Below are 15,084 nucleotides of genomic sequence, written 5' to 3'. Positions count from 1 at the left end.
ATCAAACAAACCTTACGGCTCGATAAAATATTTATAAACAGAGAAAGCTGTACTCTATTTGCTTTTTTTTATGGGTAATTGAGTTGAATATTCAACATCATGCTTATCTAAATATTCACGGATTAATTGACGAACAACCTGAGATGGCTTTAAATCCTGACGATTACATAAGTCCTCAAAAGCTTGTTTTTTATTTGGATCAATTAAAATTGTTAATCTTGCTGTTTTGTTTTCCATAGCTTATTCCCTTAAATTTATTAGAAATAAAATTGTAATAACATTTAAATTTTTTTCAATGATAATTTTTATCACATAACACACACTTCTCAATATATACCATTGAATTTAAATTACTTATTTTCTGATTTTAGCAATAAATCAGCTATAAATTATTGTGAATGTTATTGAATATTTTTATTTTAAAACGAAAAAGTACCTAAAAGGCTATTACAACAACGCGATGCAATAGCCAAACATTGATACTTAAGAGAAATCTAATTCTTTTTCAAAAATTCTGAGTTCATGTCGTGCCATTGCCAAATTAGATTTTTGGCGATCTAAGACTAAATATAAAAATAAGTTACTGTTCTTATCTAGAGGTCTTAATAAGTGATACTGTTTTCCTAGGGTAATTAAAATATCATCAATCGTATCGCGTAAATTTAAAGCTTCTGCTGTTTTCATTTTTGCTTTTAAAACCTCCGTATTTCCAGCAGCAGCAAGTTCCAAATCAATTCCCGTTCCATATGAAGCCAATGATAACCCACTTGTGCTATCAACAAGTGCTGTTGCCGTGAACCCGTCAATTTCTGTTAAAGGTGTTAAGTCAATTTTAGCCATTTATATATGCCTTTTATTAAGTGGAGATAATATGAGTCGCTTTTAAAGCACCCTCATGTTTAAAAAGTATCATGAAATTATAATATAATATTATTTTATGATAATAATTTGTAACTTTTTTTAATTTAAACAAAGGATTAGATCAGTATTAATCCACAATTAAAATTTTTTATCTGGCATAAAAAGCACTGATTAAATTTTAATTCTGTATAAAAAAGTATGAATATAAATGTAAATAAACGCATTATTTTTCGATAAATTAAAATATGCAAAATTAAAAACATGCAATAAAATAATTAAAATACAAATATTTATTCTAAAACCTTAATTTACTGAGCAATTAACAAGGAAATTTTTTAAATCTTTACTGTTTTAAATATATATAATATTTATTAAGGTATTTATTATATTTCTTTTCATTTATATATTTAACATGCCCTGCGATCAACATTATTTGCATATAAGTAAATAAAATGCTTAAAATATAGACGATGTGCGCTATGTCATTGTAAAAACCAACCTAGAAGAACAAGCTCTATACTTTTCTGACTAAGCTAGTTTTTTAGAACTCACTTAGTAGGATGTTATGTATTAAGCCATCAACCAAATTTTATAAAACTCCTGAATATCTGACTCTAAAAACTCGTCACAGTCACTATCGTATACAAATGTTTTTTGTTCTAATAAATATTCAGCTTGATGTTCCATCAAGTATTTCTTTAAAAAGTTTTTAAATTCGTTGGCACGCTCTGGGAAAATATGTTCTCCATCATAAAAAATCATCATAATTACCTCTATAAAACCACTAAATCACCTGTCTAGTTTACACAAAAACAAGTGATGATTCAAACTAACAAAAATTTTAGTGAAATATATCACAATAAATTAAAAATTTTTTATGAGCAGAATCATATAAGGTGCTCAACAATTTATAGTTTTTAAACGAAGCTATTTTTTATTGATTAAAATATTGAATTTATTCTTTATGCTGATCACTTTTTAAGTATAAAAAATGAATCATATCAAGGCGTAGCTTAGAACAATGCAGGAAAATCCAACAATTATCATTTTATTCAATAACTTAATATAACCAACCTCTTAACAAAGTGAGGTTAATTTTAGCGATATTCAAAAGTTGAAATAAGTGTATATTGGATAAAATACAAGCAAGTCAAAAGAGCGAATATGAAATTTGAAATAACCACAGAAATTTTGATCAATGCACCGATTGATATTGTTTGGAAAACCCTCACAAATTTTGAAGATTATAAAAATTGGAATCCATTTATCATCAATGTTTCAGGAGAAGCGCATCAAGGTGGCAAGATCAATGTCACTATACAAAATGATGCGACAAGTAAAATGTCTTTTAAAGCGCTTGTGCTTGAAAATCAAGAAAATAAACAATTTAGCTGGCGTGGAAAATTATTGGTGAAGGGAATATTTGATGGGGAACATAAATTTAGATTAGAACAGATAGCCAGTAATCAAACCAGATTGATCCATAGTGAAGCGTTTAGTGGCATTTTAGTCAAACCATTTCTTAAGAACTTACAGACCAAAACCAAGCCCGGTTTTGAACGAATGAATCATGCGCTTAAAGTAAAATTAGAGAGTCAATAGAAGTCTTCACTGAGCACATCGGCTAGAACTAAAAGCAACTTCACTTGCTCACTATACTTGCGATCCAGCAATCTAGGGAGGATTACAGAATGAACATGGAGATGCCGACTTAGCTTTAGTGTTAGCCTTGATATTGAGGAATGGATAAACAAATTTTTAATAAAATTATAAATCAGACCTTTAACGAGGTGAGCTTTGACTCGATCATGATTTTATTAACGCCAACACGGAAAAAGTGAACAGGGTTCTATTCACTCGGATTTAAATTGGATGGCAAGATCACCACAAACAATCAGCATTTTTTCAGATATCGGTTCATTAAATCCTCTATCGAAAGAACCGAGTAAGCACTATCCTAAAATATTTAGGTGGGGCTTTCAGCATGAATGATCATAAATCAGTGAAACCTTACTGCTGACCTTATAACATCAAGTACTGAAATCATGCTGGATACAATTTCTAAGATGCTGTTTATTTTGCTTTGTTTACTTTTTCTTTAGACAAGATAAATAAATCCTCATTTAAATGAGCAAATCTTTCTGCCAACCATTCATGGGTATCATTGAGCGCTTGATTGTAAAAATGATGGCCAAACTCGTCTACAATAAAATCAAATAAAAACTGTGCTGGAAAGTTGCCTAGATCCAAGTCTAGTTCCTTTAAGGCATATTTTTTCAATGAAAAAATTAACTGTTCACGCGTAAACTCATCAAATGTAATGATTTGCTTTTTAGCCATAGTCTTTATTCTGAAAATAACGAGAGCCCATTACAATACTTATTCAGTGCTTTTTCAATCTTAGAGCGACTTATCATGTCGTACATTTTAATTTTTCTATCGGCTTGAACATCTAGAGATGTACAGCACAGAATCCGCACAAGTTACTGTAATTTAAAATAATAAATATAGAACAAATTAATCAATAAAGCTAAAAGATCTTAAATTCAATAAAGTCAGCGCCTTTTTAGCGGGGACAATTTTTTAAAATATTTCTATCTAAAATATAAAAATCAGTGCTAGTATAATAATTAATCACATAGAAAAAATGTGAAATTTTATGAACTTTAATAAATATTTATATATAACGATTGGTATTATTTTGAATCAGCCTGCTTTTGCAAAATGCTTCAGCAATTCTTTTGATGATACGACAAAGTTAAATATTAATTTACCTGCCTTTGCTTTTGAAAAAAATTATAAATCCAATAACTTTCATTGGAATATTTCACTACAAGGCCCTGTTCTGGGCATTAATTTACCAATTTTTTGAGAGGGAATGATAATGAATAATGCTTTGAAAAAAATATTACTTGCTGCGGGCGTTCTAGTCGCAGCAGAAGTCAGCACTGCATGTACACGTGTAGTATATCTAGGTGACAATAATGAGGTCATTACTGCACGCTCTATGGACTGGAAACAAGACGTAGGGACAGATTTATGGATTTTACCCAGTAATGTCAAACGTACAGGCTTAGCTGGTCCAAATTCTATTCAGTGGGCATCCAAATATGGGAGCGTTGTGGCAACAGGTTATGGCGTATCCACAACAGATGGGGTAAATGAAAAAGGATTAGTGGCTAACTTACTCTGGTTAGTCGAATCTGATTATCCAGATCCTAAAAAGAACAACAAACCACCACTGAGCATTTCACAGTGGGCACAATATGTTTTAGATAACTATGCAACTGTAGATGAAGCTGTACGTGCTTTAGAAAAACAGCCTTTTATTGTTGTTACAGATACTGTTCCAGGTGATACACGACTTACTACCCTGCACCTCTCTATTTCTGATGCATCTGGTGATAGTGCAATTATTGAGTATATTGACGGCAAGCAAGTGATTCATCATAACCGCAAATATCAGGTGATGACCAACTCCCCAATCTTTGATCAGCAATTGGCGCTGAACAGTTATTGGCAACAAATCGGCGGAACCGTCATGCTACCGGGAACCAATCGTGCCTCAGATCGCTTTGCAAGAGCATCATTTTATATCAATGCAATACCTAAAAATGCTTCACCTGAGCATTCTATCGCCAGTGTTTTTGGTGTAATCAGAAATGTCTCTGTACCCTTTGGATTAAATACAGCGGAAGAACCAAATATTTCTTCTACACGTTGGCGTACTGTGGTTGACCATAAGAGAAGCCTTTACTTTTTTGAATCCGCGGTATCACCCAATGTATTTTGGGTGGATTTGAAAGAGATTAATTTCAAAGATGGACAAACCAAAAAATTGACCTTAGGTAAAGACCAAGCAATCACCTATTCTGGGAAATCAAATGCTTATTTTAAAGCATCAAAGCCATTTCAGTTTTTAGGAATAAATTGATTTTAAGCCATAGCTCACTGATTTTTTTATAACGTGTAACTATAGATACACATATCAAACTCATGTACTTCAAATAAAAGTCTGCTCAAAAGCATGCCTCCTAAAGTGGAGGCTTACTTAAAAATTTATGCTCCAGCAAAGCTTTTACCAGTTTATCCTGAGTTGGACCGCTTATGCCCATTTCACTGACTAAACCCAATAAGAAAAATTGCTCATTTCTTAGTAGTACTTGCTCAAATCGATAAAATAATATTTTAAAAATATTCAAATACACTATTTTTTAGCGGCAGAATTTTCTGCTTTTATAACGTCATTTTCATTGTCAAAACTTTCTTCATCTTTAAAAATTGCTTCAATTGATCGGTTAAATAATTTCGCAATTTTAAATGCCAAAGGTAAGCTAGGATCATAGCGCTGTTTTTCAATCGCATTGATTGTCTGTCGCGAGACTCCCAAATATTCTGCTAATTGTTGCTGAGACCAACCTTGCTGCGCTCTCAATTCAGATAAGATATTTTTCATCGATAACGCCAACTCCCAATTGCAATACCAACACCCCACAACGTTGCCATTAAAGGCCATACAAAAAACATAGAAAGATGTGGAAAGCCAATATTTTCAAGAAATCCATAGCTAAATGTAATCAGTGCGGTACCTACGAATGCGAGCGCAAAAGCTTGTAATTGGATGTGTTGTTGCATTTCATCTAAGCGCGCTAATTGTCTGAGTACACTCCAACCCACCAAAATACAGGGAATTATCGGCAATAATGTCACAAAAATTTGTGTTGAATAACGGATATCGTCATTCTTTAAATAATTTAATGAACAAATAAGCACAACAACATAAAGCAGTATTGATGCACTAAACTCAATCAGAGATTTATATTTTTTCATACGGCAACCATGTAAAGTAAGCTTTACATAAATTTAGATCAAATAGCGCACCATGTAAAGCACACTTTACATATTATTTTTATTTTAACTTAGACAACAAAGTTGAAATGCGCCTTCAATTGTCATTTTTTCACGGCATTTATCCGCGCTTTGATTATAAATTTCTAAAGCTAACTGATTTAAAAGCATAAAAAAAACCTAGTAAGCATGAAGCAAACTAGGCTATAAACTTTGAATCTTTTTTCGTTGGTAGCGGGAGCTGGATTTGAACCAACGACCTTCGGGTTATGAGCCCGACGAGCTACCAGACTGCTCCATCCCGCATCAACGAAGCACCTTTATACGCCTTAAAGACAAGGAATACAACCTTTATTCTATATATGTTTAAAAGAATTATTGATGAGCATCCAGAACACTCTCAAAGCATACATTGTTGACTGATTATCGTATGCTCTTTTAACTTCAAAACACAACAGCTTAACCTTTTACTTAAGATTAAAAACCTAATATTTCGATAGCGATCTATTATACTTTTATCTTCATCAAGGCATCTTTAGCGCTTACCCAAATAATAATTTAATTCAACCAGTCATTAATATAGCATTAGAAAGCCCACTAAAAAGTGGGCTTATTTTTTGGAGGCGCATGAATGATGTGTGAGTCGCACAGCAATTCAAAAAAAGTATATCAGCCTTTATTTATTAATTAAATTAAACTATGTAACAAAAATTAGCCAAAGCGTGCTGCAATACAATGTTCAAATAAACAGCGAAGATTTGCCTTAGTCGCTATATAACTTAAAGCGATTAAAAAACCACCCGTAGGTGGCTCGATTTAAATCATAGGTTCCAAAATCTTATAAATTTTACCATTCTTGCTACTTTCAAAAAGCATTTCGAAGTTAGGACGCAAAAGTTCATTTTCAACAATAATATATTTGATACGTTCATGAGTTTTATTTGGATTTATCACAACATCATCTAACGTTGCCTCAACTGCGTAACACTTTCCAAATTGATCCTTTACATTTATGTCGAGTTTATTCATAAAAAACACCTTAAAAATTAAATAAAAACAGCTAAAACTGTTAACCAAAACATTCAATGATTATTAAATTTATGCTTGTACATCAAACGCAATTCAATATACTGCAAAAACAGTAAATTATTATAAAAATTTTTATTTACTTACATTTTAAGTGCTTATCAAAAAGATTGCGTCTTGATGCTACTCAGGTTTTTTAGGATCTATTGCTTTTATCTCCTTTAAATCATCAAGATGAAGATCAAAAATACTTTCAATCATTTTTACTTTGGATTCACTGCTATCCTCAGACGTTTCAATCAAGTATTTTTTTGTTTGTTGGGTAAATTGAAAATAGTCTTCATAATTCACTGTTCCATTTTTTATTAGAAAACTGACTAAATTTCCGATGAGTAATCTTGTGACATGGTCACCCTCTAAGGTTGCCTCAACCAGCTTCCCAGCTAAAATTAATTTTTTCATCACATTACCATCCTTTGTATCGTTCACTTAATTTAACAAATTCATTTTTACTTGTCATATCAATAAAATATTCATTACTTAAGTTGGCTCAGATGTACGCTAGCTTTTGGCTTCTATTACTGCAAATGCATCAATATTGATACTTCAACAATAATACTCATTTACTTGAATACAATTAAACAATCCCCTCCTTCGGTACTTGCAAAGCTTTTTTAAAAACCAATGTCCACTCTAGTATGTAGACCAATCATCATTCTCAAAACGGTTTTATTCTAAATTTGCGCTGATCTAATAAAAAAGCCCTACATTTCTGTAAGGCTTTACCTTAATTTTGCGCTGACTAAGGATTTTTGTTATTTATTATTAGTAAAATAACAATTTAAATTTACTTTAAAATTAAATTATCGTCAACCCTTTCATTGCTTGTATAAAAAAATACCCACCGATAGAGTAAGTGGGTATATAAACTTGTGATATATGTTTAGCTAAACTTAATTTACATAACAAGAGTCTCACTTTCAATACCATTCATCGGCTATTTAATTTTACAATAATACAAATATCAGAATTTATTCACTCAATGATCGAGACTTCGTATGCTCACAAATACAGCCTCTATAAAACAATGAAAAACACCAGCCAATGCTGCGCGTAAAGAAGGACAAAAGTTAAATCCTATACAACTGATTTTAAATATTTTTTAATTAAATCGTTTTAAAATATGGCATCAAAGAAAAGTCTACTAGATTCTATTCACTTATCTAAATTATTATGGTTTATCAATCATATTCAACCAGAAAGACGCTATACATTTATCTCGACTATTTTACTGCGTTTTTATTATTAAAGAACAGATGTATAGTATCCGTGACCATTGGAGAGAGTGGTCTATAGACAATAAAGAAAGGCCATACTAACCTGCATGATGCGGGTTTCTTTTTGTTTATTGATCTAGAAATAGCACAGCAGCCACACAGTCCCCCGCATAACAAAAGACGAGATTTACACAGCAATTGATTAGATGTGCTTAAATTTTTGCTGGTAGACGAATGATGGATTTTTTAAATAGGTCCAGTGTTTCAGTATAAATATAGCTTTGACACTAGGATAAAAAGTTATAGAAATAATTGAAATGTATAAATATGAATTAAAATAAAAATTTAGAGTTAAAAAAAGCACGATATCGTGCTTTTTTTACAACTTACTCTGAATTATAGCGGAGTAATGTTTACAGCGTTAGGACCTTTAGGACCTTGAGTGATACTGAATTCAACTTGTTGACCTTCAGCAAGAGTTTTGAAGCCAGAGTTAGCGATTTCGCTGAAATGAGCAAAAACGTCTGGACCTGATTCTTGTTGAATGAAACCGAAACCTTTAGTTTCGTTGAACCATTTAACTGTACCTTTAACAACATTTGAGTTTGACATAATCAATCCTACTGAGATTTAAAAATTTTAAGCCATTTTATGACTAGTGATAACGTCGAAAATAATAAAGAATTGAACTTAAAATCTGAATAAAACGAAGGATTATGACTAAAACTGCGATACTTAGAGAAGATTTACCAAAACATGACTGTTTTCTAGTTGGCTTTACTTTACAGGAAAAAAATAAATAATCAAGCCTTCTTATACATATTTAACTTTATTATGGATAAAGAATGACTTATCTATTTAGAACAGCTCTCATGTGAGAGCTTTCTCAAATAACTTACTTTCTCGATCATTGATAGAAAACCAATTGGCTTTCTATTTCACAAGAAAAAAATACCAATGTTCTATACATCAATTTTTCTTATGCTTACTTTAGGGTTACTTTTTAAATGGCCAGCGGAGTTGAGCCAAATATTGGTTGGGTATTTGACTACGCACACCAACTTGATCATCTTTAATTTTTTGATCTTCATAGTGAAAACTTCTAAACAAGATGTCCCAAAATATGAACACTTCTCCGAAATTCTTACGACCAAATCCATGTTTATGATGGATGCGATGTACTTCAGCTACAGCAAAAATATATTTGAAAGGACCAACACGATAATCAATATTTGCATGCTGAAAAAACAAATGCACGGCCATAAATATCATCCAACAACCAATCAGCAAACTTGGAGCCCCAAAAAGCGCGAGGATGATCAAACTAGGTCCAGCAAGTACGATTGCACTCAGGGGATGCCTCTTTTCAGCATTTAACCAATATAAACGGCGTGATTGATGATGAATCGCATGCAATTTCCATAAAAACCGATACTTGTGGCTTAGGTAATGCATGAACCATAGTCCAAAATCAATCACCACAGCAACAATCAATATCTGCCAAAATACCGAAATATGGTCGGGCCATAATCGTGGAATAAATCGGAAAAGATCAAACCATTCAATAATTTTTGAGACAGAAACGATCAAAAATAAATTAAAAATTGCATGGATGATATCTGTAACAAAATCTTGATGTGTATCCAACCACTTTGCTTGATAAGGCAAAGAATGCTCAACCCATGCAATCACTACGCCACTTAGCAATATAAACAATATTGAACTTGGCCAATATGGAACTTGCCCTGAGACGATGAACATCATCATCCATACGGTTAACAGCATACAAAGCGGATAAAATAAATATCGCAGAGATATTTTAACAAAAGCGCTCATTTATAACTCCAATCAACAGAATACGTTTTAGGAGTATGCTGACTGGCTGGATAGAAAAATTGAACGAAACCGCTATATCACTTATAGCTTTTAATCTGACAAAAGTAATATTGGCATTTGCTCAATGGATGGAATAAATTTTAATAGTGAAGGTTGAATGCCAAACATTTGTTTGCAGGTTCGACTAAAATGCGCCTGATCAGAAAAATGAGCGTGATGAGCGATGCTGGTTAAATTAATATCCTGATCTATGGCTTGAAAGCTTTGTAATAAGCGTAACCATTTCCGATAACTACGATAAGAAATACCAAAATTTTCACTAAACCAATGACTAAAACGACTTTCTGAAAGATTGAATTGTGAGGCGATTTGTTTCACTGTCAAATTCTGTTGATGGTTGAGAATAAGAAATTTTGCAAGACGCTCTTCTCTAACTGACTGAGCTTTGAAATTAGATTCACTGCAATAACTTAAAAGCTTTTGGAAAGATTCAAATATTTGATTTTGTTCTATAAAACACGCTCTAAGAATAGACACCAAACTTTCAGGTAATAGCGTAATCGGTGAGTCTGGTTGTAGATAAGCTTCTAAATAATGCTGAATGACATCAGCAAGAAAATGTGTTTGATCAATATAGATCGAACAGTAAGTTCCTGGTTGCAAATGATGTAAAGTATTTGCTGCGATATAGACCCCACTACTCCATATACAATAATCATCAGCAATAACTTGAATCCGCTCTCCCTGTTGTTTTGCAAAGCTTAACTGATGTGCGTGATGACGATGTGGAGAGTTATCACCCACAGCTCCTTCAAAATAGCCAATGCCATATCCAATTGCTATTCGGCCCATCCAATATTTAGCAGGTAATTTATATAGATTAGATTGAGCCATAGAATACTTAAGCTAAAAGTGAAAACTCATTAAATAACACTATTCTACTTATCTTCAAATACCCAGCATAAATAAGCAGATTGATTGAGTGCGCTTTTTATATCTTTGCTATTCTAAAGCGCTTAAATTCAATGCAATAAATTTTAAGCATAAAAAAACCTAGTAAGCATGAAGCAAACTAGGCTATAAACTTTGAATCTTTTTTCGTTGGTAGCGGGAGCTGGATTTGAACCAACGACCTTCGGGTTATGAGCCCGACGAGCTACCAGACTGCTCCATCCCGCATCAACGAAGTGACTTTATACGCCTTAAAGGCAAGTAATACAACCTTTATTCAATATATCTCTCAAAAAGCCTTATTTAAGTATTCTATTCACACAATATTTATACTTTTATGCATTGTTTTTGTGTATGCATAGAAAAATATAAGAACAGAGAATTTTGGAGTGACTAGATTGAATCTCTTTTGCCAAATCCACAACATCATATTTAACACCAGACATCGTTAATTTTTATGCCATGACCCAAGTTGTTAAAGAGCAAAGCATCTCTAAGCATCTATCAATATATGATCCGCAACATAATAGAAAAATTATTTTCAACACATTTCAACATATTAAAATTCATAAAAGCCCACCTTGTGATGAGCTTTTAGGTCCATTTGTATTTACTTATACACCCATATCCCTAAAGGGATATTACCAAATAAATGGATAAGTAAAGTAAGAACAATAAACATAGAAAAGAAGAATGCGATGTTTATAGATTTAGATATCATGTAATCACCCTTATTTTATTGTTGTTGATTTTTTATACACTAATAACGTGAAATTTTCAATCATTAATATGGATAAATAAATCACATTAAAATCTATCGCTTAGTAAGCTGCTTAAATAGTAAAACATTTTGCAATAATTACTTCTCTCTTTCCTTTTTTATCGATACTTCCCTGTCTATAAATACTTGTTAAGTATCTATAATAATTTTTGCTATAAAAAAAGACGCTTTAAGCGCCTCACCACAAACTTCATTATTTACCACTCATTTCAACTTATATTGCTTATTCAGCTACTCAATCTCAAAAAAATGCTTTTCTGTGACTATTTTTATCTTTATTTCTTTATAATATCTAATCATTGGGTCATTTGCATCTTTGCTAATTTTATCTAAAAACTTATTCTCTTTCATTAATTTAGAATAAGTTTTATAACCAATAATTAATCTTTGTGGATCCTTACTTTCTTTAAAATCATCAATTTGCTTATTGAGTTCTTTTAGATCGATACCCATGTTGGCTCCCCTCAATTGTTTTAAGCAAAATAACACTCATTTATTACATTTTTTTGGCGCGTTAAGAAAAATTAAGCGATTAAAAATACCTCACATTTCTGCAAGGCATTCTTCAATATTTTGCTCTATCTTTCATCAATATTTAAAATAGCGGTGACGTCACTCTAGTGACTACATCAACTTATGATTCAGTGATAAATAAGGGATGATTCGCTTTATAAATCGCTAATTTTTTTATTTCATTTTCTAGATAGCCTTGTGGCTCTTCTTTCCATGTTACTTTTCCACTATCAAAATCAGAGTTACTTAAGGCCCAAGAAGAAATTAAACTGTAAATAAATGTGTTATCAGCAAAAATTAATTTTGTTCTATTGCTCTTATCGCTGGTAAATACTTTGTGTGTAGGTAAGGACCCAAATATACCCACGTGGGTATACAAATATGTAAAGGTTTCATTCATCGTAATGATTACTCTTGTCGTTAATCACTATACTACCGCATTCAGCTCTATTTTATGAACTTTGAGCAAAATTCAAAATCCTTAACCGCTTAAGGATTTTATGAAAAAAACAGCCCCTAAGGCTATGCTATGAATAATTGAAGCATTAAGGCAAAAAAAACCTGCATCTTTGGGGAAAGAATGCAGGCAAAAACCGATAATTCGGTAATAGAAGGAATACCTACTATTTTACTAGGGTTTCATTTTATTTGTCAGTGGCAATATATAACAAGTGCTATAGCTTGCTTTTAATTGGTGAAAAATACTCAATATGGAAGTGGGTCAAAAAAGCTTTATTTTGTAAAATCGCGTCTTTGATCAATGTTCTTTGATACGACCATCATACCTTTCTATTGTTTTTGCCTACTGAGATATTCTCCTCTTAAGCAGCTGCAAATTTCTAAGTCAAAATATTTAAATTTTGCTTGCCTGAGTGACCATTTAAATCACCAAGATGTGTGAATTTTTTTATTATTCAAAAATTGGCTCCAATAAAAAACCCACTTGGTTAAGTGGGTTAGTATTAAATATACACTTTAAATTTTTTCATCGATGCCCGCTTGTTTAAAAATACCATTTGCAGTGTGTCTTGATTCAATTGTAACTGCTACTGGGAATTTTCTATCTGTTATTGGACTGTACCAAATCTCATGGCTACCTTTGCCTTGTCTTTCAAAATTACAACCATACAATAATAGTATTTCAATAACTTTATCGTAGAACCCAGCACCCATATTAAAGCACCACAGACTCTGTTATTTTATAATTCAGTGTGAATTTGTTTAAGTCGACCGAGATATCATTTAATTCTATCAATTCTGCAGCTAGAAGCTTTACATTACTTATTAATTCTTCAAATGTTTTAGACTCTGTGACCAAGCTCAAACTATCACATTGAGCCACCCAAACTTTAGCCTCATCATCAAATAGTACATTTACGTCAAATGAATTAGAAAATAAATCTTTGCAACTGACTGCCTTAAGCATAGCTCTTTCTGCATGAAAAGATTTTGAAAGTTTTTCTGCTTGTAATGCCAAACTCAACGCTGTAGAAAAACGATTTTTATTTCTTCTGTATCGAATTTTTACATCTGCATTTTCACCAATAGCAGCCTTTTTGCCCTCTACATGGCGAACTTTAGATTTAGACATAATTAACCGATCTCCACTTCAGATCTTATGTGCATATTTTAATCAATTAAGTTAATAATTACCATGACAAATTCATCGTGCTCTTGCAAAAGTATGATTTTTGAAAGTTTTGCATAACACTAAACTCTTATAAATCACCCTTTATAACTGCTTATTTTTTGACTATTGTAAAAGGCTTATTGATCAAGCCATAATATTCATGGTGATGTCGATCCTCATCTCTTAAATCTTACTCAAGTCTAAAATTGTCAGACTTCCGCAATATACTGCACCTGTATCAATGTAGTAGCAATTATCTCGCTTGATGGTCGTTGTTGTGACGGTATGCCCCATGATGACCAGATCCACACCTTGAACTTTAGTATATTTCGGATTCTCTAAATCAAAGCGTTCTCTGCCCCACATTGCAGCGACCGTAGGGAATCGCTTAGCTTCAATTGCATATCTGACAGCATCAAAATGATTAAGATTATGTTTAAACAACTCCCAGTCATTTTGCTCAATATGCCCATGTACAAAACTAAACTTACGACCTTGATGTGTGATTTCAAGTGCAATCGGTAACTGATTAAATTTGTTTATAATTTTATGTTGAGTTTGAGCATCCAAATCATAAAACCACTCTCCTCCATTGGCAATATGACAACGGCCAAAGGACTCATTAAACAAACCTTTAATACATAAGTCTTCATGATTCCCTCGAATTGAAGTAAACCAAGGTTGATCGATTAGACTCACACATTCAATATTTTGAATACCACGATCAACTAGATCACCAACAGCAACCAATAAATCGTTTTCAAAGTTAAAGCCTATCTCAATCAAGCGACTCATCAGCAAGTCGTAACAACCATGAATATCACCAACTACATAGAGCTTACCTTTGATTACTTTATTCCAAATTTTGACTAAGTTCATGTCTTTGCCCTCTTAAGCGAATTTCCAATCCATCTACAACAATGTCCTATCCGTAAAAATTGTTTTGCTGTACACCACATTGATGTATAAATACTTTTTGTTTACATAGCTTTGGCTAATTGATATGAGCTATACGTCTCAGGATATTCATCACTGGATTTTTAAGTAAGTGTTCAAATAAAGCTTGGAGGAAATAAAAATACTTAGAAAGGTGTGTTGTTTTTGATAAGGCTTATATAGTTAAAATGGCAATATCTTCATCTTCTAATTCAGCCATCTATAAAGGTATAAGCCACCGCCATCATTTTTAGCTTTTCTGGATTTTTCTTATAAGCTGAGATTTATATTCTTATTGTTGTATCTACTTAACAATGCAATTTTATTTTACGGTACATTAAAAATCTTTCATAAATCAAAAAATGATCATGTAGAGTGAATCATATTGGTATTGAAAGTTCCTTCTCCCACTGGGAGAAGGCTAG

General features: G+C 32.3%; 19 protein-coding genes and 2 tRNA genes. 3 read left to right on the top strand and 18 right to left on the bottom strand.

Annotated elements, in window-relative coordinates; genetic code table 11:
- Positions 1–54: 54 nt before the first annotated feature.
- From ACZ5QH_RS07025 to ACZ5QH_RS07015, 3 genes are all read right to left on the bottom strand, one after another.
- Positions 55–237, bottom strand: a complete 183-nt coding sequence (locus ACZ5QH_RS07025; RefSeq protein ID WP_034618273.1) for a CopG family transcriptional regulator — start codon at positions 235–237, stop codon at positions 55–57.
- Between the two features lie 246 nt (positions 238–483).
- On the bottom strand, positions 484–840 hold the full coding sequence (locus ACZ5QH_RS07020) for a roadblock/LC7 domain-containing protein (protein WP_034618275.1): 357 nt from the start codon (positions 838–840) through the stop codon (positions 484–486).
- 591 nt (positions 841–1,431) lie between these two features.
- Positions 1,432–1,626 carry a hypothetical protein gene (locus tag ACZ5QH_RS07015; RefSeq protein WP_004721972.1) on the bottom strand — a complete coding sequence of 65 codons (195 nt, stop codon included), beginning with the start codon at positions 1,624–1,626 and terminating at the stop codon, positions 1,432–1,434.
- A gap of 399 nt (positions 1,627–2,025) precedes the next feature.
- On the opposite strand from ACZ5QH_RS07015, the gene ACZ5QH_RS07010 reads away from it, so the two are divergent.
- On the top strand, positions 2,026–2,463 hold the full coding sequence (locus ACZ5QH_RS07010) for an SRPBCC domain-containing protein (RefSeq protein ID WP_303576453.1): 438 nt from the start codon (positions 2,026–2,028) through the stop codon (positions 2,461–2,463).
- A gap of 471 nt (positions 2,464–2,934) precedes the next feature.
- Here the strand turns inward: ACZ5QH_RS07010 and ACZ5QH_RS07005 are convergent, their stop codons facing one another.
- Entirely contained in the window at positions 2,935–3,201 is a 267-nt protein-coding gene (locus ACZ5QH_RS07005; protein ID WP_004820051.1) for a DUF2164 domain-containing protein, read from the bottom strand.
- A 319-nt stretch (positions 3,202–3,520) separates the two neighbouring features.
- Between ACZ5QH_RS07005 and ACZ5QH_RS07000 the strand changes: the two genes are divergently transcribed.
- Both ACZ5QH_RS07000 and ACZ5QH_RS06995 read left to right on the top strand, forming a co-directional pair.
- On the top strand, positions 3,521–3,733 hold the full coding sequence (locus ACZ5QH_RS07000) for a hypothetical protein (protein WP_303576452.1): 213 nt from the start codon (positions 3,521–3,523) through the stop codon (positions 3,731–3,733).
- A 12-nt stretch (positions 3,734–3,745) separates the two neighbouring features.
- On the top strand, positions 3,746–4,795 hold the full coding sequence (locus tag ACZ5QH_RS06995; protein WP_303576451.1) for a linear amide C-N hydrolase: 1,050 nt from the start codon (positions 3,746–3,748) through the stop codon (positions 4,793–4,795).
- Between the two features lie 273 nt (positions 4,796–5,068).
- Here the strand turns inward: ACZ5QH_RS06995 and ACZ5QH_RS06990 are convergent, their stop codons facing one another.
- From ACZ5QH_RS06990 to ACZ5QH_RS06925, 14 genes are all read right to left on the bottom strand, one after another.
- A complete protein-coding gene (locus ACZ5QH_RS06990; RefSeq protein ID WP_239046106.1) occupies positions 5,069–5,317 on the bottom strand; it encodes a helix-turn-helix transcriptional regulator in 249 nt (82 codons plus the stop codon).
- Entirely contained in the window at positions 5,314–5,691 is a 378-nt protein-coding gene (locus ACZ5QH_RS06985) for a hypothetical protein (RefSeq protein ID WP_034618282.1), read from the bottom strand. The genes ACZ5QH_RS06990 and ACZ5QH_RS06985 overlap by 4 nt, the downstream gene beginning before the upstream one ends.
- 247 nt (positions 5,692–5,938) lie before the next feature.
- Positions 5,939–6,015 (bottom strand) — tRNA-Met (locus ACZ5QH_RS06980).
- Positions 6,016–6,525: 510 nt separating this feature from the next.
- On the bottom strand, positions 6,526–6,738 hold the full coding sequence (locus tag ACZ5QH_RS06975) for a hypothetical protein (RefSeq protein ID WP_004721987.1): 213 nt from the start codon (positions 6,736–6,738) through the stop codon (positions 6,526–6,528).
- Between the two features lie 180 nt (positions 6,739–6,918).
- Entirely contained in the window at positions 6,919–7,197 is a 279-nt protein-coding gene (locus ACZ5QH_RS06970; RefSeq protein ID WP_004820042.1) for a hypothetical protein, read from the bottom strand.
- Between the two features lie 1,211 nt (positions 7,198–8,408).
- Positions 8,409–8,624 (bottom strand): cold-shock protein, encoded by a 216-nt coding sequence (locus ACZ5QH_RS06965; RefSeq protein ID WP_004721990.1) that lies wholly within the window; start codon positions 8,622–8,624, stop codon positions 8,409–8,411.
- 384 nt (positions 8,625–9,008) lie between these two features.
- Entirely contained in the window at positions 9,009–9,848 is an 840-nt protein-coding gene (locus tag ACZ5QH_RS06960; protein ID WP_303576450.1) for a sterol desaturase family protein, read from the bottom strand.
- Positions 9,849–9,938: 90 nt separating this feature from the next.
- Entirely contained in the window at positions 9,939–10,742 is an 804-nt protein-coding gene (locus tag ACZ5QH_RS06955; RefSeq protein ID WP_303576449.1) for a helix-turn-helix domain-containing protein, read from the bottom strand.
- Between the two features lie 208 nt (positions 10,743–10,950).
- Positions 10,951–11,027 (bottom strand) — tRNA-Met (locus ACZ5QH_RS06950).
- A gap of 784 nt (positions 11,028–11,811) precedes the next feature.
- Positions 11,812–12,033, bottom strand: coding sequence for a hypothetical protein (locus tag ACZ5QH_RS06945; RefSeq protein WP_034614325.1), 222 nt, complete (start codon positions 12,031–12,033; stop codon positions 11,812–11,814).
- Between the two features lie 181 nt (positions 12,034–12,214).
- Positions 12,215–12,493, bottom strand: coding sequence for a hypothetical protein (locus ACZ5QH_RS06940; protein WP_034614323.1), 279 nt, complete (start codon positions 12,491–12,493; stop codon positions 12,215–12,217).
- 575 nt (positions 12,494–13,068) lie between these two features.
- Entirely contained in the window at positions 13,069–13,266 is a 198-nt protein-coding gene (locus ACZ5QH_RS06935; protein ID WP_004820037.1) for a type II toxin-antitoxin system HicA family toxin, read from the bottom strand.
- A 1-nt stretch (position 13,267) separates the two neighbouring features.
- Positions 13,268–13,684, bottom strand: a complete 417-nt coding sequence (locus tag ACZ5QH_RS06930) for a DUF1902 domain-containing protein (RefSeq protein WP_244015487.1) — start codon at positions 13,682–13,684, stop codon at positions 13,268–13,270.
- 222 nt (positions 13,685–13,906) lie between these two features.
- On the bottom strand, positions 13,907–14,602 hold the full coding sequence (locus ACZ5QH_RS06925; RefSeq protein WP_303576448.1) for a metallophosphoesterase: 696 nt from the start codon (positions 14,600–14,602) through the stop codon (positions 13,907–13,909).
- Positions 14,603–15,084: the final 482 nt, after the last annotated feature.

Source organism: Acinetobacter sp. Ac8, assembly GCF_055392545.1.
Note: the sequence above shows the minus strand (reverse complement) of the source record. Positions and strands in the feature narration are given on the sequence as shown.